Source organism: bacterium (assembly GCA_016789445.1).
GTDB lineage: Bacteria > Patescibacteriota > Minisyncoccia > Phycocordibacterales > UBA2100 > UBA10103.
In genome coordinates this window covers 126,811-150,688 of sequence record JAEUQT010000003.1, presented here as the reverse complement: position 1 = coordinate 150,688, position 23,878 = coordinate 126,811, and the positions used below count along the sequence as shown (strand labels likewise).

Sequence of the window (23,878 nt, the reverse complement as noted above, 5' to 3'; positions counted from 1 at the left end):
CTATGAAATTACCGCAGTCAGAACACCATTTCCCTGAGCCGCACGGAAGCGGCGCCGGAACGAATACGAATTGGTTGCGTGCCGCCGTCCTCGGTGCCAACGACGGCATCGTCTCCGTCGCGGCGCTCATCGTCGGCGTCGCTGGCGCAACGAGTGATCCGCAACACATCTTCATCACGGGTATCGCCGGACTTCTTGCCGGCGCTTTATCGATGGCGGTCGGCGAATACGTCTCGGTGAGCAGCCAGCGGGACACCGAGAAAGCGCTTTTGGCGAAAGAGAAGTGGGAACTCGAGAATATGCCGGAAGCCGAGCTTGAGGAGCTTACCAAGCTGTACGAAGAGAAAGGGCTCTCCCGAGAGACGGCGGATCTCGTCGCGCGCGAGCTCACGAAGAAGGATGCGCTTGCGGCGCATGTCGATGCGGAGCTCGGCATCGATCCTTCAGGCCTTACGAATCCGTGGCACGCGGCATTCGCATCAGGTGCTTCGTTCATCGCCGGTGCGATCATCCCGCTCATCGCGGTAGTGTTGCCGACCGGTTCGTGGCGGATACCACTGACGTTCGTTGCGGTACTCATCGCACTCGCGATTACCGGAATCCTCAGCGCGCGGGTGAGCGGGGCGGATGTGCCGCACGTGACGATGCGCGTCGTGGTGGGAGGAGCTATCGCAATGGCGATCACGTACGGCATCGGGTTCGCATTCGGTATCGCGCTCTAGCGCGTCATCACTCATCCGGTATACTGGCGCGATGCCCAGTAGTTGCGATTTCGAATCGCCTCTACGGTGCCATGCTTAACGGAGCTGGATCATTCACGCTTACTTGTAGGTGGACTGAAGCGCGAATGATTTCGGCAAAGAAGGATTCGAAATCGAACTCACCGGACCATGCATTTCAAAGTACCGCACAAGACTACCAAGACCGAAGCCAAGCAGCGCGTGAAAGACGCGCTCGAACAGGCGCGCCCGCACATGAAGGGGCAGGCTGAGATCAATAAGGAGGAATGGCAGGGGGACACCCTTCATTTCGACGTTGATCTGCAGGGCAAGAACGTCACCGGCACCATCGAGATCACCGAGATGGAGATCATCATGAACGCGAAACTGCCTTTGATGTGGCGCCTTTTTGAAGGCCGAATCGAGAAGGAGATCGCGAAGCAAGTCGCCCAATTGCGGTAGCGGCGTCGGGAGCGGCGCGGGTCGTTCGAGAACCTCGCGCAGCAGATATGTGAGCAGCCACAGGATACCGCAGGAGATGTCGCCGATACGTTGTCAGTAACGACAAGTTCGAGAGCGACCCGCGCCGCTCCCTCCTTTAGAAGTGTTTAGCCTCGCGGGAAAGGGGTTATTTGGTAGTATTAGGGAATATGGCTTCATCACGACAGAACGCACAGCTCAAGGTCTTCTTAATCGTCATCGTTGCTCTCGCGGTTCTCGCGGGCGGCTATCTTTTGGTGTTGCAGGCGATGGGTGCGCCGAAGTCGCCGACCGTCGATGACACGCCAGCACCGGATCAGGTGAGCGTGCTTGAAGGAACGTACGCGTGCCTGTCGCGCAAAGACAAGTCCCAGACGAAGGAATGCTCGCCGGGTCTTAAGAAAGAAGACGGTTCTCTCATCGCGCTCGATCTCGGTGAAGTGATCGCGGCCGGTGGCAGCGCGAATCTCAATGTCGGCACGAAGATCACCGTCGGCGGCGAGATCGTCAAAGTGGAAGACCTCAGCACCGACCAGTGGGACGTCTACGATGTGTCGGAACTCATGCGTGTGTTGGAGATCGCGCGCTAGCTTGTCCACAGATACGGATGATCGTGTGATGTACCGCGCGTGAAGCGCGGTACACTGCGCGCATGCACTTCTTCAGGGAAATGAAGTGGACGCCTTTGAATATCGTGAAAGCGATCGCGGTTGCGATCGTCGTTCTCATTTTCGCATCGTTCGTCTTCGCGTTCGTAAAGCAATCATTCGGCGGCGCATCGTTCGGCCGCGAGGGAATCGCGTTCTCAGTGGCACCGCAGATGGGCATGGGCGGCGGCGTCGCTTCCTACGACATGGCGGAAGATTCCTATTACGGCGGCGAGATGGCGACGCTTTCCGCGCGCAATGTCGCCAGCATGCCGGCTTCGATGCCGTATCCGGCTCCCATGGGCGGCTACACAAGCGGTAACACTGCCGAAGAGTACGAAGTCACCGAATACAGCGCGAGCTTCGAGACACAGAACCGCGATCAGACCTGTGCGCAGCTTTCGGGTCTCAAGACCTACACCTACGTCATCTTCGAGAGTTCCAATGATCACGATCGCGGCTGCGATTACCGCTTCAAGGTTGAACACGCCCGCGTATCCGAGATCCTCTCCTTCCTGAAGAAGATGAATCCGAAGGATCTGAATGAGAACACCTACACGATCAAGAACCAGGTCGACGATTTCACCTCGGAGACGGAAGTCTTGGAGAACAAGCGCCGTGCGATCGACGATACCCTCGCCGAAGCACTCGCGGCATACGACGATATATCATCGGTCGCCAGCGCGAATCAGGACGCCGAGAGCCTTTCCCGCATCATCGACTCGAAGATCCAGCTCATCGAGCGCCTGACACAGCAGAAGATCGAGATCAACACGCAGCTCGATCGCTTGGCGCGTGCCAAGGCAGAGCAGCTCGATCGATTGGCGTACACCTATTTCAACGTGAGCGCGTACGAGAACAAGTATCTCGACAAGGAACACATCGCCGATTCGTGGAAGAATTCCGTGCGTGAGATGATCACCGATGCGAATGCGGCACTGCAGGCAGCGACCGTCGGCCTCATCGGATTCATTTTCATCGTCCTCCAGTGGCTCGTGTACGGTCTCTTCCTTCTCCTCGTCGCGAAGGTCGTCTGGAACTTCGTCCAGCGGATGTGGCCAGGGAAGCCTGTATCCGCGCCGACGAAGAACGGTTCCCGCCGCAAGTCGGTCGGAAGCGAGGTGGATTCGCGATAAACCAGACCATTTCAGGATAGGGTAGGAAACTTGTGCCGCTTCGGAAGAAGCGGCATAGTACTCTGCATGCATAACTTCTTTGAACTCTCGAAAGGCGCGAAACTGTTGCTCTTTGCGGTCTCGCTTGTCGTCCTCGCGGAGGGCGCGTTCCTCTATTACGTCCAGACCAAGCCGGAAATCAATTCCTGCCAGTACATGATCTCCGAATGGGAGAAGGCGAATCCGGAAACCGCGAAAGCAAAGGAGGCGTACACCGGCCCGATCGCCGCGGTGAACTACGAATCCGAGAAATGGCCGATGGCCATCCAGTCGAAGCAGATCATCGATGAGGCGGTCGCGAAGGGGCCGAATTTCGCGGGGCATTTCGTCATGGTTGATTGGGAATGCGGTGAGAATTGTAAGCGCCACGCGATCGTGGATGCGGTGACCGGCAACATCATGGCCTACGGCATCCCGAGCGAGACGGGCCTGCGCTACAGCGTGGAATCGTCGCTCTTCGTGACGAATCCGGTCGGTAACGTCCCGTCGCTCACCGACGTCGCGGGTATGGACTTCGAGAAGAAGCGCCTCTGGTTCAACACGCCGCGCGAATACTACGAGCTCGCGGAAGAGGGTACGAAGGTTTCCGTGCGTCGCCTCTGCATCGAGAACACGTACGACAGCCAGTTCTAAGCTCCGACCCGGACTTGCGTATTCTTGGAGGATATGTGCTAGTATCGGCGCATGCTTATTGATGACGTAACAGTGCGCCTCACGGGCGGGGAAGGCGGTGGCGGGATCGTCGGCTTCAACCGCACCAAGGGGAATACCGGCCCCACCGGCGGCAATGGCGGCCCCGGCGGTGACGTCATCCTCGAAGGGGTGAACGATATCTCGGCGCTTCTGCAATTCCGCTACAACAAGGAGTTCAAGGCGGAAGACGGCGGCATCGGCTCGACGCGTCTTCTCGACGGCAAGCGTGGCGAAGATCTCATCTTGAAGGTGCCGACGGGAACCGTTGTGACCAAGCTGGAGACCGGTGAATCGTTTGAGATCACGAAGGAGGGCGAGCAGCACCTCGTGGCGCACGGCGGCTACCGCGGTCGCGGTAATTTCCACTTCCGCGCATCGACGAACACCACGCCGATGAACATGGAGGAAGGAAAGCCCGGCGAGAGCTTCGAATTCCGCTTGGAATTGAAGATGATCGCGGATGTGGGACTCATCGGCTTGCCGAATGCGGGGAAATCATCGCTCCTCAATGCACTCACCGGCGCGCACTCGAAGATCGGCAATTACGCGTTCACCACGCTCGAGCCGCACCTCGGTGCCTACTACGGTTTGATTCTTGCCGACGTGCCGGGGCTTATCGAAGGCGCTTCGGAAGGAAAAGGGTTGGGAGACAAGTTCCTCCGCCACATCGAGCGCACCAAGAGCATCTTCCATCTCGTATCCGCGGAGAGCGATGATGTGGTGCGCGACTACGACATCGTCCGCAAAGAACTCGAAGCGTTCAATCCCGAGCTTCTGGATAAGCCGGAGCAGCTCTTCCTCTCGAAGATGGACATGGTCTCCGAAGCGGATCTCAAGGATCAGCTGAAGAAGCTCAAGAAAAAGAACACAAACGTGATCGCGATTTCGGTCATCGATGACGCGAAGATGGAGGAAGTGAAAAAGATACTCAATGCGATCAAGGACGGGAAGTAGTTTGACGCAGGCCTTCGGGGCAGGCAGAATGGCCGTCTCGTTCTTTTGGAGGGTGTAATGGCAAGTTACTCACGCGTGATCGTCTCGGCGATGTTCGCTGCGGCGATCCTTGTCTACGTCGACATGCCGAAGATCGAAGCCGGATGTCTGGAGACCATCAATGGTCAGCTGGCGCTGGTGGCGTTCAACCTCTACGCACTCGGTTTCCTCATCGCCTTCGTGACCAATGATCCGATGCAGGGTCTGGCCGCGGGATTCTTCGCGACCGTCATCAGTCTGGTGTTGGCGTACAACATCGGCGTTACGGAGAGCGTGATCCAGGTGTGGAGGATGATAACCATGGCGGGCCCGTAGGGCCCGCCTTTTTTGTGCTCATGCAGGATTCATGCACCGGGGATAGCTTGATTGACGGGCTCGGACGGGCAGAGTATGCTCGTGGCGTTTGACGTGAGGCTGCATTCAGGGAGGAATTCATGCAGCATGAAGGGAAGTCTGATCTTTCGGCACCGCAGATGCAACAGGGAATGGATGAGCCGGTGATGCTACCGTGCATCAAGGTCCGTTCAGATGACGATGATGACGGCTATGCCGTACATCACGCCAGCCAACAGCGTCGGCGGAGGGACGAAGACTAGCGTCAACACGTTTCTATGCTCGAAAGGCCGCAGCTTGCTGCGGCCTTGTTTTTTACGAAAAATCGCCCGCCGGTTTGCACCGGCGGGCATTCAGCCTATTTCCCAGTTCTCGATCGTCGCGAGTTCCCGTATCTGAGCGGCGGTCACGAAGAATTCGATTTCCGCCAACGGGGCTTCGGGGCCGTAGTCTCCTCGCGGATAGCGAAGCGATGCGACCCGTACGAACTCACGGATTTCCGGAATCCAGGTCAGCGTCCTCTCCTTCGGTATCCAATTCCAGAGCACTTCTGAATACACGCACAGAGGAACCGCTTCGTCCGGGGTCTCGTCCGGCGCAAGTATCGCGAACAGCATGATCGTATCCATGGGCACCTGCCTTTCTGGGCACAATGATGCGCCTCTCCTGGTTGAGCGTCAAGAACGCCTCGCATCGCGTTCGACGGCATCTTTGTATATGCTCAGGTCATGGAACCGCGCATCATCGAGGAGAATGAATTGCTGATCGCGCTGGATAAACCGGCGGGCCTGATCGTTCATTCCGATGGGCGCACCGACGAGCCGACGCTCGTCGATTGGTTGCTTGAACGATGGCCGCAGCTCAAAGACGTGGGCGAGCCGTGGCTCTCGCCGCAGGGCGAATCGATCCCGCGGCCGGGAATTGTACATCGATTGGATCGGACTACTTCGGGGGTTATGATCGTTGCGAAGACAGAGGAGGCGTGGGAATACCTGCGGGCTGAATTCAGGGCGCGCAGGGTCGAGAAGAAGTATCTCGCGCTGGTGCACGGAAAACTCGAGGGCGAGGGACGCATCAGTGCAGAGATAGATAAAGGAGGGAATCCTAAAAAGTGGTTTGCGAAGGAGTGCCCGCCTGATTCGAAGCGAGCGGCGATTACGGATTGGAAATCACTTGAAGTGCGTGACGGCATGACGCTCATCGAAGCCATGCCGCGTACCGGACGCACGCATCAGCTGCGTGTGCACTTCGCGCACATCGGCCACCCGATCGTGGGAGACAGTATCTACGGCGCCGGAATGCCGACGCATGGATTCGATCGCGTCATGCTGCATGCGCATTCGATTGCACTCACGTTGCCATCCGGGGTGCGCCTGATGTTCGAAGCGCCGCCGCCCGCAGTGTTTGGATAAAAAGAAGAAGCCCCGGGGTTGAATCCGGGGCTTCATGGAGTCACTGCTCACTGGCTTCGATCGATTGCTTGATCTCCTTCGGCATGAACGGTATCTGAACCGCCATCATGCCGCTGAGGAAGATCACCAAGGCGATCCATGCCGCAGCCCATCGCGTTCTGTCCTGCGACGTTATCGTGCGTTCATCCTCATAGGTCTGAGGCGTGAACAGCCCGGGGTTTCGCGCACGGAAGTAGAATCCGGCGGTGAACGAAAGAGCAAGCACGATATCGATGCAGTCCAGCCACCACGGCTGGTGGCCGAATCCGGCGAGCATCAGTCCGCTCATGGTCACGAGAAGGATCGAAGCGATGATCGGGCGTGTATGCCCGGGCATGCGATCGAATCCATCCAAGACCAGGATCCAGATGAGAAGCAGCGCAGGCTGCGCCGCCATCAGGGTGAACGCGAAGAGAGCGATAAAGCCCACCGCTTTGAACCATGGTCCGCAGATCTGCGTGATCCTTCCTCCATCCAACGGACTGAGGGGGATCATATTGAACAGATTCAGCACCATGCCGACGTAGCTCGTCAAAAGCAGCATCGGGTTTTCGCCCGGGAGAATCGCCCAGAGCGCGAACGCGGCGACGGCTCCCGCGGTCCCCAAGAGGGGGCCGCCGATGCCGACGACCGCTTCGGTGTGTCGCGTCTTCAGGGGCGGGACGAAGATCGCCGCGCCCAAGAAGGGGATGAAGACCATCGGTGCCGGCGGCAGACCCTGCTGTCGGATCGCGATGACATGCCCGAACTCGTGGATCAGGATCATGATGACGAGACCCGCGGCGAAATACCACGAGCCATACGCCCAGCCGTACGCGAGTACGGAGAGGAGTACCGTTATCACCGTCACCAACGGCTTCGCGACCTTCATCATCTTGACCGTCTTCGCGGCGACGGCGATGTATTTGGACTTCGCCATGAGGATGAGGAACGTCGTCAGCCATCGAGATGACTTCTGATTTTCCATCGTTGTGCCTTTCCAGTTAAGGTTCTCAGTCCGGATGGATTAAAACATTTCCACACCATATGTCAAACCCGCGAAAAAGAAGCGGCCGGAAGCTTTCGCTTCCGGCCGCTCATTCCTCGATAATCTCGACCTCTTCTTCGGAATCGAAATCAACGACGTAGTCGATCGGTGTCCAGAATGTGGTCCTGCCGTAGCGCTCCGCCTTCGCATGGCGCGTCAAATACACCGCTCCGATGCCCAAGGGGTTTTCAAAATAAAAACCCCGCGGAATAGTTCCGCGGGGCCTCTGTCACTGGTTTACACAGCCACCGACTACATCGCTGCACGAAAGTCCTTGGCTTTGGCACTTGGATATTGCTGCTGCACGAGTGCTGGAACCACCATACCCGGCACCCGTATTGGAAGTGCCGCCGGCGATGTACGCGCAACCGTTGTTGAACGTAGAGACTTCGCAGTTCTTGCCGCCTTTGCTCCGGCAGCCTTGTAGTGCTGCTGCAGAAGCTTCAGATTCCGAGTTGTAGTTTAACGAGGAAGCAATCGAGTATCTGACGCCGCCGTTTGTTTGGCGATCGACTGATCCCGCTATCGCACCCCAGAGTCTTTTTTTCGTGGTTTGCCGTTGCGGACTCGAGTACTGCGGTTGGCGGGGACTCTCCCGCTTTCCGTAATCCGCATCGCGGGGCGATGGGAAATTCGGAGTACCTCCGCCGACGCAGATGCCGCCATCTCCTCGTTGGTCGAATTGCTTGCCCTGTGCTTCGCACGCGAGGCATGCTTCCTTGTAGGGTGTTCCCGTCGTGATGTAGGAACAATCCCAACCCGGACCATGCTTGCGGTGAAGATTCACACTCTGCGCAGGGGTTACTGAAAGTGTGCTGACGATAAGCGCCAGCAGGAACAGCCGATGCATGCCTACCTCCTTTGCAAGATCAAGCTGGCATTAAAATGCCATTGTAATAGAAAAGTGTCAAAGTATGAGAAAAAACCGCCCGCGGAAACAGTTGTTTCCGGGGCGGCCGCGTTCAAACGGGATGGAATTCGATGTCCTTGATCTGCGGGCCGAACAGGAGAATCCGGTTCTCCGGCCCGCCGCTATCAGGTGTGCCGCGTACCCACATGGCATCGCGACCGTCGACCCGTCCGTCGTAGATCACTTCCTTGTACCACTTGAAGCTCGACTGTACCGGCTTTGAAAGCCGATAGCGAAGACCTTTCTTCAGGGGAGGTAAGGGAAGCGGAATCGTTCTGACTGTCACAGTCGTTCCTTTCGGTTGTTGCAGTCGCTGCGTATTAAAACGTCTCACGAGGAAAAGTCAACGAGATGTGCGAAGGCATGCCTTGATAACCCGGCTGGCGTGCATGAAGCGGCGCTATACTTCCCGTAATGATGACGCCCTCGAACGTCCGCACGATGCCGTTCCTGCCCTACCTCTCTATCATGGCGGTGCTGCTTATCATCGGCGCGGCCGGCGGCTTCTACGTGTATGAACGCGTCGATCAGAACCTCCAGAAGCACATCCTTGATCGCACCAACACCATCGCGCTCATGGTGGATTACGAGAACCTGAAGCAATTGAGCGGAACCGAAGCGGATCTCTACGACACGCGCTATCGCGCGATGAAGGCCACGCTCCAGCTGGTGCGCCTCGCGAACCCTGATGTGCGGTTCATCTATATCGTCGGGCAGCGGCCGGACGGCATGCTCTTCTTCTATATGGATTCCGAACGTTCCGATTCGGAGGATTACTCGCCGCCCGGACAGACCTACGACGAAGCGTCGGAGATGATGCATCGCGTCTTCCAGACGGGGAAGAGTTACTCGGAACAGACCACCGATCGCTGGGGCACGTGGGTCTCGGGCTCGGCGCCTATCTATGATCAGTACGGGCAGGTGGTCGGGCTCTTGGGCGTCGATGTGCCGGCCGACGAATATCTGCGCAATGCGCTCTTCTACGCGAGCATCCCGTTCATCGTCTCGTTCCTCATCGCGCTCCTCATCGGCTTCGCGTGGTATACGCGTGAGCAGGAATTGAAATACGTCCGCAAGAAGGGGGAATTCCTCGCCATCGCCTCGCATGAGATCCGCTCGCCGCTCACCGGCATCCGTTGGGCGCTCGGCAGCGTCCTCACCTCGAAGAATCCGATACCGGAAGAAGAGAAAGGGATGGTGCTCAAATCCTACGCGAACACCGTCGATCTCATCTACCGCATCTCCAACTTCCTCTCGGTGAATGCGCTCGAAGGGAAGGCGAATGAACTGCGCCGCGATGAAGTGCCGCTGCGCAAGGCAGTGAAGGAGGTTTTCGACGATCTCGCGCTCACGGCCGCCGCGCGCAACGTGCGGCTGGAAATGGATGCACAGCTCCACGAAGGCATCACGGTGCATGCGAATCAGGAGTACCTGCGCCAGATCCTCTTCAATATCATCGTCAACGCGGTGAAATACACGAAAGAGAACACCCGCGTCTTGGTGGCGTACATGCTCAAAGACGGCATGCACGAGATCAGCATCAGTGATCAAGGCAACGGCATTGCGAAGGAGGATCAGGAACGCATTTTCAAGGGATACGAGCGCACTGCTGCCGCTGCGGCTTCCAAGAAGGAGGGGACGGGTCTCGGCCTTTTCCTCACCAAGGAGGCACTGAAAGCCCACAACGGCACCATCCGCGTCGAATCGATCCTTGGCGCGGGGACGACGTTCGTCATCGTCTTGCCGGCGGTGGCTCAGGTGAAATAAACCGGCGAGAAGGGGTGTACTAGATACGTGCGGGGGACGCCTCCACATTAGAAAACTAGTACATTCGATTATGACGAACTCTCAGAAATTCATCACGCTCCCCATCCTTGGCGGTCTCATGCTCCTCGGTGGCGGTATCGCGGGATACGTCGGCATGGTTTCCGCCGACACTTCTACCAACACGAATCAGGAACGCCACATGTTCGATGAATCGACGCCGCACGTCGGCGGCGAGGTCACGGCGGTGAGTGGCACCACGATCACGGTGAACGATATGCGCAAAGGCGGCACCTACACCATTGATGCCAGCGGTGCGACGTTCATAAAAGATGGCGCTTCGTCGGACATCTCGAGCGTCACGGTCGGCGGTCATGTGATGGCAGAAGGCACGCTTGATGGCACGACACTCACCGCGACGAAAGTCATGAGTGGCATGCCGAAAGGCGGACATGGCTTCGGCGGCCCAGGCGGGCGCGGACATGGCGTCATGGGCCAGGTCACGGCGGTCGATGGGAATACCATCACGGTGACGGGCAAGGACGGCCAGAGCTACACGGTGAACGCCGGTAGCGCGACGGTCCAGAAAATGGTTGCGGGCAGCATCTCAGACATCGCGGTCGGGGATCGCATCGGCGTCCAGGGAACGGTCTCGGGCAATTCGGTGACGGCGACACAGATCATGGATGATCTTCCGGAGCCACCGGCACAACAGTAAGGGTTCTCTCATGCGAAAAGCCCCCGATCGGGGGCTTTTCCCTTTGAAAGATAGGTGAAAGAAAAATGAAGGTTCGCGTGTACTATAGCGTGGTGGACCAGACACCCCTCACCGACGAAGAGATAGCGATCCGCGTGCAGCGCGGGGATATCGACGCGTTCGGCGAGTTGGTCGACCGCTACGAGAAGAAATTGCACCGTTATGGCACCAAATTCATCGCACGCGCCGACGACATCACCGACGTCGTCCAAGATGTCTTCATCAGTGTCTACCGCAGTATCCAGGGCTTCGATGCGTCACTACGATTCTCTCCGTGGATATATCGCATCGCACACAATGCATTTGCTAATCATCTGCGAAAGAATCAGCATGGCCCAGTTGATATCGATTTCGATACATTTCTTGCACATCACGTGGTCGACGAATCGGCGGAGACGGAACGCGAATTGAAGGAAATACGCGCTATGATTGATACCGGACTGGAGAAGTTGAGCCCGAAGTACCGCGAGGTATTGGTGCTGCATTACTACGAAGAGCTGTCCTACAAGGACATGGCGGATGTGCTGCAGATCCCGATGGGAACGGTGGGAATCCGCATGCGCCGCGCGAAGGAGGCATTGCGGGAGGCATTACGAGAACCGCTACGAGACATCATATGAGCGATCTAAAAGACAGGCTTCTCAAAGAGATCCATGCGGGCAACGTGGGGATGACGCCGCGTGTATATTTCTCGCTCAAAGTCGCCGCTCTCGCCGTGGTGTCGGTCGCGATCGTCGCGGTCACGGTATTCATCTTCAATTTCATATTCTTCTCGATCCGCATCGGCAACGAGACGGCGCTACTCTCATTCGGGCCGCAGGGCGTACGTGCGTTCCTTACCTTCTTCCCGTGGTTGCTCTTGATCCTGGATATCGCGTTCATCGCCGTATTGCAGTGGCTCTTGCGATACTTCCGCTTCGGCTATCGTGTGCCGATACTCCACCTGCTTGCGGTGCTTCTGGTAGCATCACTCGCCTTCGGATTCGTGCTCGACCGTGCCCAATTCAATGAGGCGCTCCAGGAGCGTCGCGAACACCTGCCGCCGCCGATGCGCGGATTCTATGATGATGCGCATCGGCCGCATCCGCGCGGAAGCGGGATCTGTCGCTGCACTATCCTGGCTATCGAGGGAAACGTGATTACCGTCGAAGATACCCGCAACGCGACGACGACCCTCGAAATCATTCTGCCAATGGATGATCGCCGCGCGACGACCACGGGCCTCAGGGTGGGAGACATCGTATTCATTGCTGGCAGGGAAGATGACGGCGTCATTGAAGCGTTCGGGGTGCGCAAAGAAGGAGGTGGCCCGCCGCGCGGACCGATGCCGGAAATGATGGAGCTAGAACCCTAGCTTTTCCTTCACGATCACGACGTGGATCTGGCGCTGGTTGAAGGCCGGCTCCTTGCTGAAGACGAAGGTCTTGGACCACTGGGTATGGGCGTTCATCGCCTGCATCATGCGCTCGTCTTCAAGCGGGACGACGTGTTTCTCGATGCGGTCAAAGGCATGCGCCCTGTCGGGGACAATCTTTTGTGCGCCAATCACCAGAATGACGTTCGGGGAGTTGAAGACCACATTCGGCAGCTGGCTGCCGGTATTCGAGGCGATGTAGATCTCGCCGTCTTCCGTGAGTGCGTGTGCGCTGCCGAGGTAGAAATCGCTCATCGTCGCTTCCTTGCGAAGCCTTGTCTGCGTAGCAGGGTCCTTCTCGTTGGCGACTGTACCCTTGAGATTGTCCCATCCATGTTCACCGTCTTTCAAATAATCGATGAAGCCGATCTCCTCGAGCGTGCGCGAGGTGCCGGTCTGCACCGATGCACCCTGAGGGATCAGTTCCTTGATGAGGGTAAGTGCTGCCGCGCGATCGGCGACGACATGAGGGATGAAATTTCGCGGCGTGATGTTCTCAGCCGTCTTCGTGATAGTTGCCTCAGAGGCGAGCGTTGCATAATCCATGGTGCGTAGGGTTAGTGATAGAAGGTAAGTATGCGCGTATGCTTTACAATGTAAAGTGTATATCGCGTTCGGCGTCATTTACTGTACTTTGTAAAGCACCTTCGACGTGCTATATTCTCTCCATGACGACGAAAGCCCCGATGAAAAAGCGCGCCGACGATTGCAGCACCTCGCGCAGCGATTGTCCCACGACGAAAGTCGCCGAGATCCTCTCGGATACCTGGACGATGCTCATCATGCGCTCTCTCACGGAGGGTCCGAAGCGCTTTTCCGAGCTTGAAAAGTGGCTCAACGGCATCTCCTCGCGCACGCTGACCCTCAAATTAGACACGCTCAAGAAACGCGGGCTTATCGCGAAGTCAGACGAAGGGGTGTATGAAGCCACCGAAAAAGGCGCAGGGTTGCGCATCATCGAGAAGGCGATGATCGAATACGCGAAGCAGTATCTCTAAAAAAAGCCCGCCGTCGAAGACGGCGGGCGGTGGCTATCGAGTCGGCGGCTTGCATTCATCCATCTCGTGTTCGACCTGTTCGAGCCGGCGCATGAGCGCGCCGATCCGGGTGAGCCGCCACGAACCGCTGATCTTCTCGACTTCGCCGCGATCGCGCAGCGTGTCGAGTGCTTTCTGCAGATGATCTTCGCTCGGGATGCCGACCCACGCGAGGGCGGCGTCTTCGCCGAAAAGCTTCTCGACGATGGAGGCCGACAGCGGCCACGTGTTACAGCTTTTCCTGCATTCCGCCATCCATTGCCGCAATTCTGCGATAGTGGTCGAGCGGAACCGGTGAAGATGCGGCAGGATGAATCTCTCCAACTCGCTCTCAAGAACTTCGGCTTCTGACATCGGATGTCCTTTCTCAAAGTCCTCTGCCAAGAGTAGGGTGCGACGGGTGATTGTCAAATGAAAAAGAAATGCCCGCCGTCTTCGACGGCGGGCAGTATTCATTGGACGACCGAGTAGCGCGGCGGCGTCTCGAGCACCATCCGCTTCTGGCAGACGCGCTGGAGCTTCCATTCCCGCACGTATCCCACCGGCAGATTCAGCCGGTAACGGGTGGTCCGGCGCGATACTACGAGCCCTTCCTTCTGCATCCGCCGCAATTCCCGCCAGATCTTCCAGATCGACGGGACATCGAGCGCGGCGAGCCGGGCACGGTCGTTCATCAGGGAAAAGATCGAGAGCGGCACGTCGTCGGTATCGAGTTCGTGCGCGATATACGCACGCAGTTCGGTCGCGCGCATCCAGCTTCCTACCGGCAGATGCGCGATAATCGCCTTACGGCACTCAGAACGATTCATGTTCGTCTCCTTTCTCCGGCTAGCGTACAACGCCGAGATGAAGCGTCAAGACTCAAAAGGGTTGCGGCCCGGAGTGGGAGTGAGATACTGAAGCCATGCCAGATGAATTCGGACAGGAACGCAACCCGCGCCGCGGCCGCAACATGTCGCCGATCGCCGCCGGTGCCATCCTTCTTGTATTAGTAGTGGGCGGTTTCCTCGCCTGGAAGGCGATTTCCAACAGTGCTCCCGCGGAAGAACCGGCTCCCGCGCCGGTAGAACAGGCTCCCGTCGTCACCGACGAGCGCGGTGAATTCGCTTCTACGACCATGGGTATCTCGATCAAGTATCCGCAGGGCTACACCGTCGATGACAAATTCGCCAACACCTCGGTCTCGCCGACCAAGCCGATCCTCGGCGTGAAGTTCACCATTCCGGCGCAGGTTGCCACGGGTACGAATCTCTCCGCCGATAGCTTTATTTCCGTCGAACAGCTTCCGCGCGCGAATGCATGCACGGGAGACATCTTCCTTGCGGCCAACGTGAAGGCGGTACCGGTCACTGATGGTGCCGTTTCGTACTCCGTCGCGACTTCGAGCGATGCCGGTGCAGGCAATCGCTACGACGAGTACGTCTTCGCCCTCACGGGCAGCAAGCCGTGCACCGCGGTGCGCTACCACATCCATTCGACGGCGATCGGCAATTACCCAGAAGGCACGGTGCGTGAGTTCAATATGCCAGCGCTTCTCGGCGAATTCGACTCGATCCGCCAGTCGCTCGTGAAGCAGTAAGATCGCACTATGGCGCAGCTTACGGTAGAAGCGATCGTGAATAACGAGCGCGAGAAGGTGTGGGAGGCCTACACGAATCCGAAGTTCATCACGAAGTGGGCGCATGCTGACGATACCTGGCACGCGCCGCGCGCCGAGAATGATCTTAAAGAAGGAGGGAAGTTCCTCACCCGCATGGAAGCCAAGGATGGCTCCGAGGGCTTTGATTTCACCGGTGTGTATGACGAAGTTGTTGCGCCGGAGCGCATCGCGTACACCATGAGCGACGGCCGCAAAGCGCTGGTCGTGTTTGAAGAGCTCGGCAATAGCACCCATGTCCGCGTTTCCTTTGATCCGGAGAGCGAGAATCCGCACGAATTCCAGATCGGTGGCTGGCAGGCGATTTTAAATAACTTCAAGACGCTCGCTGAAAGTTTGTAAAAAAGAAGCGGCCGCGCTGGAGCGCGGCCGCATGCCTTATCGTACGTTCGTGATCGTCCCGGCTTCGGCGTTGAGCAATTGCTCATACGGCGTCCGGATACGTTGCGCGTATCCCTTGCCGAATTTCCCCGGAAGCCAAGTGCCGGCGTAATCGGCGCCGCTCTCGGCACAGCTGGTGCGCCCGCACCCGACGATCGTTGGTCGCGTGCGACCCTGTGTCGGTTGATACACGACGGCCGTCTCCGGCAGCCGTAATCCGGTCGCGGCATCCTCGACGAGCGTGAAGGGAAGATCCTCCTTCCATCGGGCATTGAACTCCTCGGTGGTTGTCGGCGAGTAGAGCGTGACGACGTCGGCGATGAATATCGGCTTGCCGCACCATCCGCACCGGATGGACATCTTCGCGAGGCAATCGAGGCAGTACGGCGTCGAGCCGTCCTCCCTCAGATTGATCTTCATCTTGATGGTCTCGCCGAATGCCGAGAGCGTTCCTTTGAGCTTCGTCGGATGTCCGCAGATGCTCCCGAGCGCGCTACGACGTAGGAATAATGGAAACCAGCCCATGTCCTCATCCTTTCCTAAGGTTCAGGCTGGGGGCACTAAACCACAGCTACCACACGGGAGCAATGCGGGGGTGGCTTTTATTCTATTTGAAGATAGGATGCTCCAGGAAAACAGGAGGTTGTTATGGCTGATTACTTTGTTCCCGTTCCTGATCCTCGATGCGACGAATGTAGTAAACCGGTCGAGGAAAGCCAGGTCGCGAAGTCCGTTCGCAACGGCGTCGCGCTCGGGCCATGGCTTTGCCGTAGCTGCGAACACGCAAACAGCGTCCATTTCGCACAGCAGGTCGTTTTGCACCAGCATCAGAACATGGTGCAGAACAATTACTTCGACAGCATCTGCAACGAGGCTGATCCGAAGCTCGCCGAAGCCATCCATCGCGCGAAACTAGCCTAACCGCTCTTTCCCCGTCGCAGAGAATATCTGCGGCGGTTTTTTATATGAGGCGTATAATCCATATATGAGCGACGTCGCGGATGCAGGCGTAAGCGTAGAGACTCCGACTTCGACCGCGCCTGTTGTCGAGAGCCCGGCGGCGGCTTCGCCGCCGCCTCCCGTTCCCGAAGCTGTCCAGCCATCTCCCGAAATCCCACCGGTGGAAACTCCCGCACCAGAAGTGCCGCAACCCTCACGGCCGCCGTCTAACCCGGTCACAGATAAATCGTCGGAACGATTTTCCGCGACCCCGCCTCCCAGCCAAGCTGGTCCGGCCTTGCGACAGGGGCCCGACCCTGTCTCACCGCCAACCAATCCGACAGCAATCACCCCCGATACGATAGCCGCTCCCGCGGCATCCTACGGGGTAAACATCAAAGATCGCCTCTACGCCGCCCTCGAGAAAGTGCAGTTCCGAAAGCGAGCCAAATTGGAGAAAATCATTGTCCTCGCCAAAGCCAAGCGCTCCATCAAAAACGACGACGTCGAAAAGCTGCTCCGGGTGAGCGATGCGACTGCGACTAACTACCTAAGCCAGCTCGTGCGCGAAGGAAAGCTCAAAAGGTCAGGAATCCGTGCGGGGACAGTCTACGAGCTAGTTTAGGGCGCCCTTGGCTAAAATGGCGCCATTTTAGCCAAGTCTTGGCTCGGGCTTTAGCCTGAAAACAGTGGATTTTCTTCATTTTGAGCGTAGGATTAATTCGTATGGCGAATTACGCCTTTATCGACAGTCAGAACCTCAATCTTGCCGTCCAGGGTCTTGGGTGGAAGATTGATTGGTTGAGGTTCCGACGGTATTTGAAGGACAAATATAAGGTCGAAAAGGCATATCTTTTCATCGGTTTTGTCGAGAAACATGCCGACTTGTATAAATCGCTACAAGAGAAGGGCTATATTCTCATTTTCAAACCCACATTACGTTATAAGGACGGGACTACAAAGGGTAATTGTGACGCAGAGCTTGTGCTACAGGCAATGATCGATCGTGATGAGTATTCTAAAGCGGTCATCGTCACTGGCGACGGGGATTTTTATTGTCTTGTCGACTACCTGGTCAAGCAGCAGAAGTTTGAGAAATTACTTATCCCGAACCAAGCAAAATATTCTGCTTTGCTTAAGAAGTTCGATTCGGGTTATCTGGCCTTTGTGTCAGATTTGCGTAAGAAACTCGAATATACCAAGCGGGGCTGAAAGAAAAAACCCCGCAAGGACGAGCCTTGAAGGGCGTTTTCCGTGGTGATCTTGCATGTATTATAACCGAGCGCCTCGTTAAAATCAAGTGAATTCAAGGGGTGTGCACAAGCCCACAAGCAGTGGCGTTTCTTCATTTTGGGCGTAGGATTCCCCAATGTACAGACAGCGATGGTGGGAATATTTGCTCAATGCAGTTCTGAGGGCAGCTTTCTTTTTGCTATATCCGTTGTGGCGCTTGGCGAGTGCTGTTGTACATGGGGCATATGGGCATTTTGTGCAATTTCTCAGCTGGGTTCTTTTTCTCAGCATTCTGGGGTGGGGAATCAGTCTTGTGCGTTAGAATGATCAAGATCGACTATATGGTGAACAAACAAGGTTCAGCAGTCACGAAAGACCAAGAGCGGTCAGAATTGCATCGTGCCATTTGGCAGATTGCCAACGATCTTCGTGGCAGTGTGGACGGGTGGGATTTTAAGCAGTACGTGCTTGGAATGCTCTTCTATCGCTTCATTAGCGAGAACCTCGAGAGCTACATCAATGAAGAGGAGCAGCGTGCTGGAAAAAAGGATTTTGATTACGCATCACTTTCAGATAAACAAGCTGAATTTGGTCGCGCCGATACGGTAAAAGAGAAAGGTTTTTACATACTGCCAAGCGAGCTGTTCGTAAACGTCACAAAAAACGCTCGGAATGACGCGAACCTCAACGAAACACTTGAGCGCGTCTTCAACAACATAGAGAGCTCCGCGAAGGGCGCAGATAGCGAGGATGACCTCAAGGGACTTTTCGACGACCTCGACGTTAACTCCGGCAAGCTGGGCAACACCGTAGAAAGACGCAATCAGAAGCTCGCAAAGCTCCTTGAGGCAATAGGGGGTTTGCGCTTTGGCGACTATGCCGACAACTCAATAGATGCTTTCGGCGATGCATACGAGTTCCTCATGACCATGTACGCCTCCAACGCCGGTAAGTCCGGCGGCGAGTTCTTTACGCCACAGGAAGTAAGCGAGCTACTGGCAGAGATAACTACGGTAGGCAAAAAGGAAGTCAATAAAGTGTATGACCCTGCGTGCGGCTCCGGTTCGCTGTTGCTCAAATTCGCCAAGGTACTGAGTAAAGACAAAGTACGTCAGGGGTTTTTCGGACAGGAAATCAATCTCACCACGTTCAATCTATGCCGCATCAACATGTTCTTGCACGATATCAACTACGAGAAGTTCAATATCGCGCATGGTGATACTCTCACAGACCCTAAGCACTGGGACGATGAGCCATTTGAGGCCATCGTATCGAACCCTCCCTACTCAATCCGATGGGAGGGTGACGCTAATCCCATTCTCATCAACGACCCCCGTTTCTCTCCGGCAGGTGTACTCGCGCCTAAGAGCAAAGCGGATCTCGCATTCACAATGCACATGCTCTCGTGGCTTGCGACGAACGGCACGGCAGCCATCGTCGAGTTCCCTGGCGTGCTCTATCGCGGTGGTGCAGAGCAGAAGATCCGCAAGTATCTCATAGACAACAACTACATCGACTCTGTAATCCAGCTGCCGCCGGATCTCTTCTTCGGCACAACTATTGCGACCTGCGTAATTGTTCTGAAAAAGAGTAAGAAAGACAATAAGACGTTTTTCATTGACGCATCGACCGAGTTCGTTCGCAGTGGCAATAAGAACAAACTCAGCGAAACAAATCGCAAAAAGATCCTCGATGCCTTTATTGACCGAGAAGACGTTGAGCACTTTGCCGCGCTGGTGAACAACAATGATATTGCGGAGAACGACTACAATATCTCGGTCTCAAGCTATGTGGACGGAAAAGACACTCGTGAGGTAGTTGATATCAAGGAGCTGAACGAGAGTATTGCGAACATTGTCGCTCGCCAAAACGAACTCCGTAACGCTATCGACGCTATCGTTGCTGATATTGAAGGTAAAAAATAACCATGACCAAACACCAGAGTCAAATTGAAAAGTTGATTGCTGAAAAATGCTCGAAAGGTGTGGAGTTTAGGGAGTTGGGAGTTATCACAAAATCAATTAAGACAGGATTGAATCCGCGCCAGAATTTCAGATTGAATACGCCCGACGCAACCAATTTTTATGTAACGGTCAAGGAGATTACTTCTGGTAAGGTTCAGTTCAGTGACAAGACAGATAAGATTAATGATGAAGCTGTAAGAATAATTCAGAACCGCTCTGACTTGGAATTGAACGACGTGCTGTTTTCTGGTATTGGAACTATTGGAAAAGTTGCATTGGCAGATATTCCGACAAACAACTGGAATTGCAGTGAAAGTGTCTTCATCATAAAACCCAAGCAAGAAACAATATTGCCAAGGTATTTGATGTATATCCTTGGTTCAGACATCGCAAAGGACCAGTATCAAAGTCAATCGGTCGGCAGTACGCTTAAAGGAGTACGAATGGCAACATTGGCATCAATCAAAATTCCCGTTCCGCCACTTGAAATCCAGCAGGAGATTGCAAGCATCCTCGATGCTTTTACAGAGTTAGAAGCAGAGTTAGAAGCAGAGTTAGAAGCGAGAGGGAAGCAATACGAGCATTATCGTTCTGAGCTCTTGACGTTTAACGAGAGTGAGAGAGTAAGATGGACGACGCTCGATAGAATTTCCATCAACTTAGACTCAAAGCGTAAACCAGTCACGCGATCAGCACGGACGGCTGGAAACGTTCCTTACTATGGGGCGTCCGGCATTGTTGACTATGTTAGCGACTACATATTTGAGGGTGACTACTTACTTGTTTCAGAAGATGGAGCCAATCTTCTTGCAAGAACGACGCCAATCGCTTTTTCGATTTCAGGAAAGACCTGGGTCAATAACCACGCTCATGTTCTTAAGTTTGAGAGTTATGCAATGCGACGTCTGATTGAGATCTATTTGAATTCTATCGATTTACGATCTTATGTCAGCGGAGGAGCACAACCAAAGCTCAACAAAACAAACCTCAACAAGATACCCGTACCAGTTCCGTCAGAGGAAGAGCAAGAACATATTGTGTCAATTCTGGACAAGTTTGATGCGCTTGTGAATGACAAATCCGAAGGTCTCCCGGCGGAAATCTCGGCACGGCGCAAACAGTACGAATACTATCGAGGCAAGCTCTTAACCTTCCCCGAATATGTCAGTTAATAACAAATACAATTTAGTTGCCGAGAACGCGCAGAGCACCGTCGTAGCTGAATACACGCCGGACAAGAACCGCGCGGAACACTATCAGAGCGAAGCGGAGCTTGAACGTGCGTTTATCGAGCAGCTCGAATCCCAGGCCTATGGTTGCCTCCCCATCACAAGCGAAGACGACCTCATTGCAAACCTCCGCACCCAGCTTGAGAAGCTCAACGATTACATCTTTACCGACAAGGAGTGGGAACGGTTCTTTAAGGGTGAAATAGCCAACCCTAACCAGAGCATTGAAGAAAAGACAGCAACCATTCAAGAGGACTACATAAAAAATCTCACACGGGATGATGGCTCCACAAAGAACATCTACCTACTCCGTAAAGACAACGTGCATGACAACACGTTACAGGTCATAAATCAGTACGCGACCGAGGATGGTGCGCGCGCGAATCGCTATGACGTGACCATCCTCGTGAACGGCTTGCCGTTAGTCCACATTGAACTCAAACGTCGTGGGGTGGCTATTCAAGAAGCATTCAACCAAATTAATCGCTATCAGCGCGAGAGCTTCTGGGCGGCTTCGGGGCTTTATGAATACATCCAGCTTTTTGTTATCTCGAATGGCACGCATACGAAGTATTACAGCAATACGACTCGCTGGCAGCATATCAAGGAAGCAAACGAAGGCGCAGCAAAGCGTGGTAAGCGTTCGAGCAGCAGCTTTGAGTTTACCAGTTGGTGGGCAGATGCGACCAACAAGCCGATTGCTGACCTCATGGACTTTGCTAAGACGTTTTTTGCCAAGCATACGCTCCTCAATGTCCTCACACGCTATTGCGTGTTCACGACCGACCACCAACTGCTGGTTATGCGCCCGTATCAAATAGTGGCTACAGAGCGCATTTTGAACCGCATCGAGGTAAGTACCAACTATAAAAAGCTAGGCACGGTAGAGGCAGGTGGATACATCTGGCATACCACTGGATCGGGTAAAACGCTCACCAGCTTCAAGGCAGCACAACTTGCCAGCAAATTGTCGTACATCGACAAGGTCCTTTTCATCGTAGACCGCAAGGATCTCGACTATCAGACAATGCGTGAGTATGACAAGTTTGAGAAAGGAGCGGCGAACAGCAACACCTCGACATCAATATTGAAAAAGCAGCTTGAAGACTCTAAGGCTCGCATCATCGTTACCACCATCCAAAAGCTCGACCGCTTCATAGCGCGCAACAGCGGACACACCATATTTGATGGGCATGTAGCGCTTATTTTTGATGAGTGTCATCGTTCGCAGTTCGGCGACATGCATGCCGCTATCACCAAGGCATTTAATAACTACCACCTATTTGGCTTCACGGGTACGCCAATATTTGCCGCAAACGCCTCGTCTGGTGGTCGTCCAGACCTAAAGACCACCGAGCAGGCATTCGGCACCAAGCTCCATACGTATACGATTGTGGACGCGATTGCGGACAAGAACGTGTTGCCCTTCAAGGTTGATTACGTCTCCACAATCCGCGAAGCGGAAGACATCGAGGACAAGCAAGTGAGCGGTATAGATCGTGAGGCAGCTCTCGCTTCGCCTGAACGACTCGAGAATATCGTGCGTTATATACGCGAACACTTCGACCAAAAGACAAAGCGCAATAGCTTTTACAAGCTGAAAGACAGACGCCTTGCCGGTTTCAATTCAATATTCGCGGTGTCTTCCATTGATGTCGCAAAGAAGTATTATGCCGAGTTCAAAAAACAGCTCGCGGACGTTCCCAGTGACAAAAAATTGAAGGTCGCCACAATCTTCAGTTTTGGCGTCAACGACGAGGATGCCGACGGGATGGTTGATGAAAACTCGGAAGACACTAGCGGACTTGATGCTAGTTCGCGTGAGTTCTTAGAGAGTGCTATCGCCGACTACAATGCGATGTTCGGCACATCGTACGATACTTCGTCAGATAAGTTCCAAAACTACTATAAAGACGTGAGTGAGCGCGTAAAGAGTCGCGAGATTGATATTCTCATTGTGGTCAATATGTTTCTGACCGGTTTTGATGCCACCACACTCAACACGCTGTGGGTGGACAAGAATCTCCGACTCCACGGGCTACTGCAGGCATATTCCCGTACGAATCGCATCCTTAACAGCGTGAAGACCTTCGGCAATATCGTCTGCTTCCGCAATTTAGAGAAAGCTACCAACGAAGCAATCGCTCTTTTCGGAGACAAGGAAGCGAGCGGCATCGTGCTTCTCAAAGCATACGAGGACTACTACAACGGCTACACGGAACGTAACAAGGAGGTGCGGGGCTACAAGAGCTTGGTAGACGAACTTCTGGAAAAGTTTCCTGTGGGCGAGCGCATTATGGGTGAACAGAGCCAAAAGGACTTCATAAAGCTGTACGGCGCTGTATTGCGGTTGCGCAATATCTTGGTGACCTTCGACCAGTTCACGGGAAACGAAATACTTTCTGCGCGAGATCTGCAGGACTACCACAGCATGTACATTGATCTGTACAACGAGTTCCGTACCAGCATCGACAAGGAGAAAGAGAACATCAACGACGATCTGGTGTTTGAGATGGAGCTCATTAAGCAGATCGAGATCAATATCGATTACATCCTTGCCCTCATCAAGAAGTACCACGAAGACCATACTAAGAACAAAGAGCTCTTGATTGACATCAACAAGGCAATCGATTCGAGCGTTGAATTGCGCAACAAGAAAGACCTCATCAACAAATTCATTTCATCGCTCGATGCGAATTCGGTCGTGGACGAGGATTGGCAGAAGTATGTGGAGGAAAAGAAAGTGGAAGAATTGGACCAAATCATCAAGGATGAAAATCTGGATCCTGATGCCACCTATAATTTCGTTCAAAATGCCTTTCGCGACGGCGCAGTCGCCATAACGGGGACAGCACTCACAAAGGTGCTGCCACCAGTTTCTCGCTTCTCCCCAAGTGGAGAGCGCTCGCGGAAACGTGATAGTGTCTTGAATAAATTGACGAGCTTCTTCGAGAGATTCATTGGCATTTCTGAAGGTTCAATACTTCGACGTTAAGGTTCTATATTTGCAACTGAGCGGAAAAATTGGCAGGTTTATTGCCGCAATCTGAGCATACAATACTTTCCAAGCATTTG

Annotated in this window: 29 protein-coding genes; 21 read left to right on the top strand and 8 right to left on the bottom strand. The window is 54.8% G+C overall.

Translation table 11 applies throughout. From position 1 onward, the window contains the following. Window positions 1–2: 2 nt before the first annotated feature. From JNK62_04550 to JNK62_04520, 7 genes are all read left to right on the top strand, one after another. Window positions 3–722 carry a VIT family protein gene (locus tag JNK62_04550; GenBank protein ID MBL8158776.1) on the top strand — a complete coding sequence of 240 codons (720 nt, stop codon included), beginning with the start codon at window positions 3–5 and terminating at the stop codon, window positions 720–722. Between the two features lie 168 nt (window positions 723–890). Then, the gene (locus JNK62_04545; protein MBL8158775.1) at window positions 891–1,181 is read left to right on the top strand and encodes a polyhydroxyalkanoic acid system family protein; all 291 of its coding nucleotides are present in this window, start codon (window positions 891–893) and stop codon (window positions 1,179–1,181) included. Between the two features lie 188 nt (window positions 1,182–1,369). Beyond that, entirely contained in the window at window positions 1,370–1,789 is a 420-nt protein-coding gene (locus tag JNK62_04540; GenBank protein ID MBL8158774.1) for a hypothetical protein, read from the top strand. A gap of 62 nt (window positions 1,790–1,851) precedes the next feature. After that, window positions 1,852–2,982 (top strand): hypothetical protein, encoded by a 1,131-nt coding sequence (locus JNK62_04535; GenBank protein MBL8158773.1) that lies wholly within the window; start codon window positions 1,852–1,854, stop codon window positions 2,980–2,982. A gap of 66 nt (window positions 2,983–3,048) precedes the next feature. Next, entirely contained in the window at window positions 3,049–3,654 is a 606-nt protein-coding gene (locus JNK62_04530) for a hypothetical protein (GenBank protein ID MBL8158772.1), read from the top strand. Between the two features lie 51 nt (window positions 3,655–3,705). Further along, entirely contained in the window at window positions 3,706–4,668 is a 963-nt protein-coding gene (gene obgE / locus JNK62_04525) for a GTPase ObgE (GenBank protein ID MBL8158771.1), read from the top strand. Between the two features lie 57 nt (window positions 4,669–4,725). Further along, the gene (locus tag JNK62_04520; GenBank protein MBL8158770.1) at window positions 4,726–5,022 is read left to right on the top strand and encodes a hypothetical protein; all 297 of its coding nucleotides are present in this window, start codon (window positions 4,726–4,728) and stop codon (window positions 5,020–5,022) included. A gap of 371 nt (window positions 5,023–5,393) precedes the next feature. Here the strand turns inward: JNK62_04520 and JNK62_04515 are convergent, their stop codons facing one another. Next, window positions 5,394–5,669, bottom strand: coding sequence for a hypothetical protein (locus tag JNK62_04515; GenBank protein ID MBL8158769.1), 276 nt, complete (start codon window positions 5,667–5,669; stop codon window positions 5,394–5,396). Between the two features lie 99 nt (window positions 5,670–5,768). On the opposite strand from JNK62_04515, the gene JNK62_04510 reads away from it, so the two are divergent. Continuing rightward, entirely contained in the window at window positions 5,769–6,452 is a 684-nt protein-coding gene (locus JNK62_04510; protein ID MBL8158768.1) for an RNA pseudouridine synthase, read from the top strand. Window positions 6,453–6,492: 40 nt separating this feature from the next. Here the strand turns inward: JNK62_04510 and JNK62_04505 are convergent, their stop codons facing one another. From JNK62_04505 to JNK62_04495, 3 genes are all read right to left on the bottom strand, one after another. Beyond that, window positions 6,493–7,458: a hypothetical protein gene (locus JNK62_04505; GenBank protein MBL8158767.1), complete on the bottom strand. Its 966-nt coding sequence runs from the start codon at window positions 7,456–7,458 to the stop codon at window positions 6,493–6,495. A 289-nt stretch (window positions 7,459–7,747) separates the two neighbouring features. Then, window positions 7,748–8,368: a DUF4189 domain-containing protein gene (locus JNK62_04500; GenBank protein MBL8158766.1), complete on the bottom strand. Its 621-nt coding sequence runs from the start codon at window positions 8,366–8,368 to the stop codon at window positions 7,748–7,750. A gap of 112 nt (window positions 8,369–8,480) precedes the next feature. Continuing rightward, entirely contained in the window at window positions 8,481–8,714 is a 234-nt protein-coding gene (locus tag JNK62_04495; GenBank protein MBL8158765.1) for a hypothetical protein, read from the bottom strand. A gap of 128 nt (window positions 8,715–8,842) precedes the next feature. Between JNK62_04495 and JNK62_04490 the strand changes: the two genes are divergently transcribed. From JNK62_04490 to JNK62_04475, 4 genes are all read left to right on the top strand, one after another. Beyond that, on the top strand, window positions 8,843–10,195 hold the full coding sequence (locus tag JNK62_04490) for a hypothetical protein (GenBank protein ID MBL8158764.1): 1,353 nt from the start codon (window positions 8,843–8,845) through the stop codon (window positions 10,193–10,195). Between the two features lie 70 nt (window positions 10,196–10,265). Further along, window positions 10,266–10,910: a hypothetical protein gene (locus JNK62_04485; protein ID MBL8158763.1), complete on the top strand. Its 645-nt coding sequence runs from the start codon at window positions 10,266–10,268 to the stop codon at window positions 10,908–10,910. A gap of 92 nt (window positions 10,911–11,002) precedes the next feature. Further along, on the top strand, window positions 11,003–11,569 hold the full coding sequence (locus JNK62_04480) for a sigma-70 family RNA polymerase sigma factor (protein MBL8158762.1): 567 nt from the start codon (window positions 11,003–11,005) through the stop codon (window positions 11,567–11,569). Continuing rightward, entirely contained in the window at window positions 11,566–12,303 is a 738-nt protein-coding gene (locus JNK62_04475) for a hypothetical protein (GenBank protein MBL8158761.1), read from the top strand. The genes JNK62_04480 and JNK62_04475 overlap by 4 nt, the downstream gene beginning before the upstream one ends. On the opposite strand, the gene JNK62_04470 is transcribed toward JNK62_04475, so the two are convergent. Further along, window positions 12,292–12,909, bottom strand: a complete 618-nt coding sequence (locus JNK62_04470; GenBank protein MBL8158760.1) for a lactate utilization protein — start codon at window positions 12,907–12,909, stop codon at window positions 12,292–12,294. The genes JNK62_04475 and JNK62_04470 overlap by 12 nt on opposite strands. Before the next feature lie 122 nt (window positions 12,910–13,031). Between JNK62_04470 and JNK62_04465 the strand changes: the two genes are divergently transcribed. Next, window positions 13,032–13,361: a helix-turn-helix transcriptional regulator gene (locus tag JNK62_04465; protein MBL8158759.1), complete on the top strand. Its 330-nt coding sequence runs from the start codon at window positions 13,032–13,034 to the stop codon at window positions 13,359–13,361. 33 nt (window positions 13,362–13,394) lie between these two features. Here the strand turns inward: JNK62_04465 and JNK62_04460 are convergent, their stop codons facing one another. Together JNK62_04460 and JNK62_04455 are read right to left on the bottom strand one after the other, a co-directional pair. Beyond that, window positions 13,395–13,754 carry a hypothetical protein gene (locus JNK62_04460; GenBank protein ID MBL8158758.1) on the bottom strand — a complete coding sequence of 120 codons (360 nt, stop codon included), beginning with the start codon at window positions 13,752–13,754 and terminating at the stop codon, window positions 13,395–13,397. 98 nt (window positions 13,755–13,852) lie between these two features. Next, window positions 13,853–14,209 carry a hypothetical protein gene (locus tag JNK62_04455; protein MBL8158757.1) on the bottom strand — a complete coding sequence of 119 codons (357 nt, stop codon included), beginning with the start codon at window positions 14,207–14,209 and terminating at the stop codon, window positions 13,853–13,855. A gap of 95 nt (window positions 14,210–14,304) precedes the next feature. Between JNK62_04455 and JNK62_04450 the strand changes: the two genes are divergently transcribed. Beyond that, window positions 14,305–14,979, top strand: coding sequence for a hypothetical protein (locus JNK62_04450; GenBank protein ID MBL8158756.1), 675 nt, complete (start codon window positions 14,305–14,307; stop codon window positions 14,977–14,979). Between the two features lie 9 nt (window positions 14,980–14,988). Beyond that, window positions 14,989–15,399 carry an SRPBCC domain-containing protein gene (locus JNK62_04445; GenBank protein ID MBL8158755.1) on the top strand — a complete coding sequence of 137 codons (411 nt, stop codon included), beginning with the start codon at window positions 14,989–14,991 and terminating at the stop codon, window positions 15,397–15,399. Between the two features lie 36 nt (window positions 15,400–15,435). Here JNK62_04445 and JNK62_04440 read toward each other — a convergent pair whose 3' ends face one another. After that, the gene (locus JNK62_04440) at window positions 15,436–15,963 is read right to left on the bottom strand and encodes a hypothetical protein (GenBank protein ID MBL8158754.1); all 528 of its coding nucleotides are present in this window, start codon (window positions 15,961–15,963) and stop codon (window positions 15,436–15,438) included. A 123-nt stretch (window positions 15,964–16,086) separates the two neighbouring features. On the opposite strand from JNK62_04440, the gene JNK62_04435 reads away from it, so the two are divergent. The 6 genes from JNK62_04435 to JNK62_04410 all read left to right on the top strand — a co-directional run bounded on the left by JNK62_04435 (window position 16,087) and on the right by JNK62_04410 (window position 23,798). Continuing rightward, window positions 16,087–16,359 carry a hypothetical protein gene (locus JNK62_04435; protein MBL8158753.1) on the top strand — a complete coding sequence of 91 codons (273 nt, stop codon included), beginning with the start codon at window positions 16,087–16,089 and terminating at the stop codon, window positions 16,357–16,359. A gap of 64 nt (window positions 16,360–16,423) precedes the next feature. Then, window positions 16,424–17,002, top strand: coding sequence for a hypothetical protein (locus JNK62_04430; GenBank protein MBL8158752.1), 579 nt, complete (start codon window positions 16,424–16,426; stop codon window positions 17,000–17,002). 101 nt (window positions 17,003–17,103) lie between these two features. Next, window positions 17,104–17,589, top strand: coding sequence for an NYN domain-containing protein (locus tag JNK62_04425; protein ID MBL8158751.1), 486 nt, complete (start codon window positions 17,104–17,106; stop codon window positions 17,587–17,589). A 362-nt stretch (window positions 17,590–17,951) separates the two neighbouring features. Continuing rightward, window positions 17,952–19,535, top strand: coding sequence for a type I restriction-modification system subunit M (locus JNK62_04420; protein MBL8158750.1), 1,584 nt, complete (start codon window positions 17,952–17,954; stop codon window positions 19,533–19,535). A gap of 2 nt (window positions 19,536–19,537) precedes the next feature. Further along, window positions 19,538–20,746, top strand: coding sequence for a restriction endonuclease subunit S (locus tag JNK62_04415; protein ID MBL8158749.1), 1,209 nt, complete (start codon window positions 19,538–19,540; stop codon window positions 20,744–20,746). Further along, window positions 20,736–23,798 (top strand): type I restriction endonuclease subunit R, encoded by a 3,063-nt coding sequence (locus JNK62_04410; GenBank protein ID MBL8158748.1) that lies wholly within the window; start codon window positions 20,736–20,738, stop codon window positions 23,796–23,798. Before JNK62_04415 ends, JNK62_04410 begins: the two co-directional genes overlap by 11 nt. Window positions 23,799–23,878: the final 80 nt, after the last annotated feature.

Excerpts from the sequence above, each read along its gene's own strand:
- JNK62_04550 (MBL8158776.1), top strand. The coding sequence starts at position 3 with ATGAAATTACCGCAGTCAGAACACCATTTCCCTGAGCCGCACGGAAGC.
- JNK62_04545 (MBL8158775.1), top strand. The coding sequence starts at position 891 with ATGCATTTCAAAGTACCGCACAAGACTACCAAGACCGAAGCCAAGCAG.
- JNK62_04540 (MBL8158774.1), top strand. The coding sequence starts at position 1,370 with ATGGCTTCATCACGACAGAACGCACAGCTCAAGGTCTTCTTAATCGTC.
- JNK62_04535 (MBL8158773.1), top strand. The coding sequence starts at position 1,852 with ATGCACTTCTTCAGGGAAATGAAGTGGACGCCTTTGAATATCGTGAAA.
- JNK62_04530 (MBL8158772.1), top strand. The coding sequence starts at position 3,049 with ATGCATAACTTCTTTGAACTCTCGAAAGGCGCGAAACTGTTGCTCTTT.
- obgE (MBL8158771.1), top strand. The coding sequence starts at position 3,706 with ATGCTTATTGATGACGTAACAGTGCGCCTCACGGGCGGGGAAGGCGGT.
- JNK62_04520 (MBL8158770.1), top strand. The coding sequence starts at position 4,726 with ATGGCAAGTTACTCACGCGTGATCGTCTCGGCGATGTTCGCTGCGGCG.
- JNK62_04515 (MBL8158769.1), bottom strand. The coding sequence starts at position 5,669 with ATGGATACGATCATGCTGTTCGCGATACTTGCGCCGGACGAGACCCCG.
- JNK62_04510 (MBL8158768.1), top strand. The coding sequence starts at position 5,769 with ATGGAACCGCGCATCATCGAGGAGAATGAATTGCTGATCGCGCTGGAT.
- JNK62_04505 (MBL8158767.1), bottom strand. The coding sequence starts at position 7,458 with ATGGAAAATCAGAAGTCATCTCGATGGCTGACGACGTTCCTCATCCTC.
- JNK62_04500 (MBL8158766.1), bottom strand. The coding sequence starts at position 8,368 with ATGCATCGGCTGTTCCTGCTGGCGCTTATCGTCAGCACACTTTCAGTA.
- JNK62_04490 (MBL8158764.1), top strand. The coding sequence starts at position 8,843 with ATGATGACGCCCTCGAACGTCCGCACGATGCCGTTCCTGCCCTACCTC.
- JNK62_04485 (MBL8158763.1), top strand. The coding sequence starts at position 10,266 with ATGACGAACTCTCAGAAATTCATCACGCTCCCCATCCTTGGCGGTCTC.
- JNK62_04475 (MBL8158761.1), top strand. The coding sequence starts at position 11,566 with ATGAGCGATCTAAAAGACAGGCTTCTCAAAGAGATCCATGCGGGCAAC.
- JNK62_04470 (MBL8158760.1), bottom strand. The coding sequence starts at position 12,909 with ATGGATTATGCAACGCTCGCCTCTGAGGCAACTATCACGAAGACGGCT.
- JNK62_04465 (MBL8158759.1), top strand. The coding sequence starts at position 13,032 with ATGACGACGAAAGCCCCGATGAAAAAGCGCGCCGACGATTGCAGCACC.
- JNK62_04460 (MBL8158758.1), bottom strand. The coding sequence starts at position 13,754 with ATGTCAGAAGCCGAAGTTCTTGAGAGCGAGTTGGAGAGATTCATCCTG.
- JNK62_04455 (MBL8158757.1), bottom strand. The coding sequence starts at position 14,209 with ATGAATCGTTCTGAGTGCCGTAAGGCGATTATCGCGCATCTGCCGGTA.
- JNK62_04450 (MBL8158756.1), top strand. The coding sequence starts at position 14,305 with ATGCCAGATGAATTCGGACAGGAACGCAACCCGCGCCGCGGCCGCAAC.
- JNK62_04445 (MBL8158755.1), top strand. The coding sequence starts at position 14,989 with ATGGCGCAGCTTACGGTAGAAGCGATCGTGAATAACGAGCGCGAGAAG.
- JNK62_04440 (MBL8158754.1), bottom strand. The coding sequence starts at position 15,963 with ATGGGCTGGTTTCCATTATTCCTACGTCGTAGCGCGCTCGGGAGCATC.
- JNK62_04435 (MBL8158753.1), top strand. The coding sequence starts at position 16,087 with ATGGCTGATTACTTTGTTCCCGTTCCTGATCCTCGATGCGACGAATGT.
- JNK62_04430 (MBL8158752.1), top strand. The coding sequence starts at position 16,424 with ATGAGCGACGTCGCGGATGCAGGCGTAAGCGTAGAGACTCCGACTTCG.
- JNK62_04425 (MBL8158751.1), top strand. The coding sequence starts at position 17,104 with ATGGCGAATTACGCCTTTATCGACAGTCAGAACCTCAATCTTGCCGTC.
- JNK62_04420 (MBL8158750.1), top strand. The coding sequence starts at position 17,952 with ATGGTGAACAAACAAGGTTCAGCAGTCACGAAAGACCAAGAGCGGTCA.
- JNK62_04415 (MBL8158749.1), top strand. The coding sequence starts at position 19,538 with ATGACCAAACACCAGAGTCAAATTGAAAAGTTGATTGCTGAAAAATGC.
- JNK62_04410 (MBL8158748.1), top strand. The coding sequence starts at position 20,736 with ATGTCAGTTAATAACAAATACAATTTAGTTGCCGAGAACGCGCAGAGC.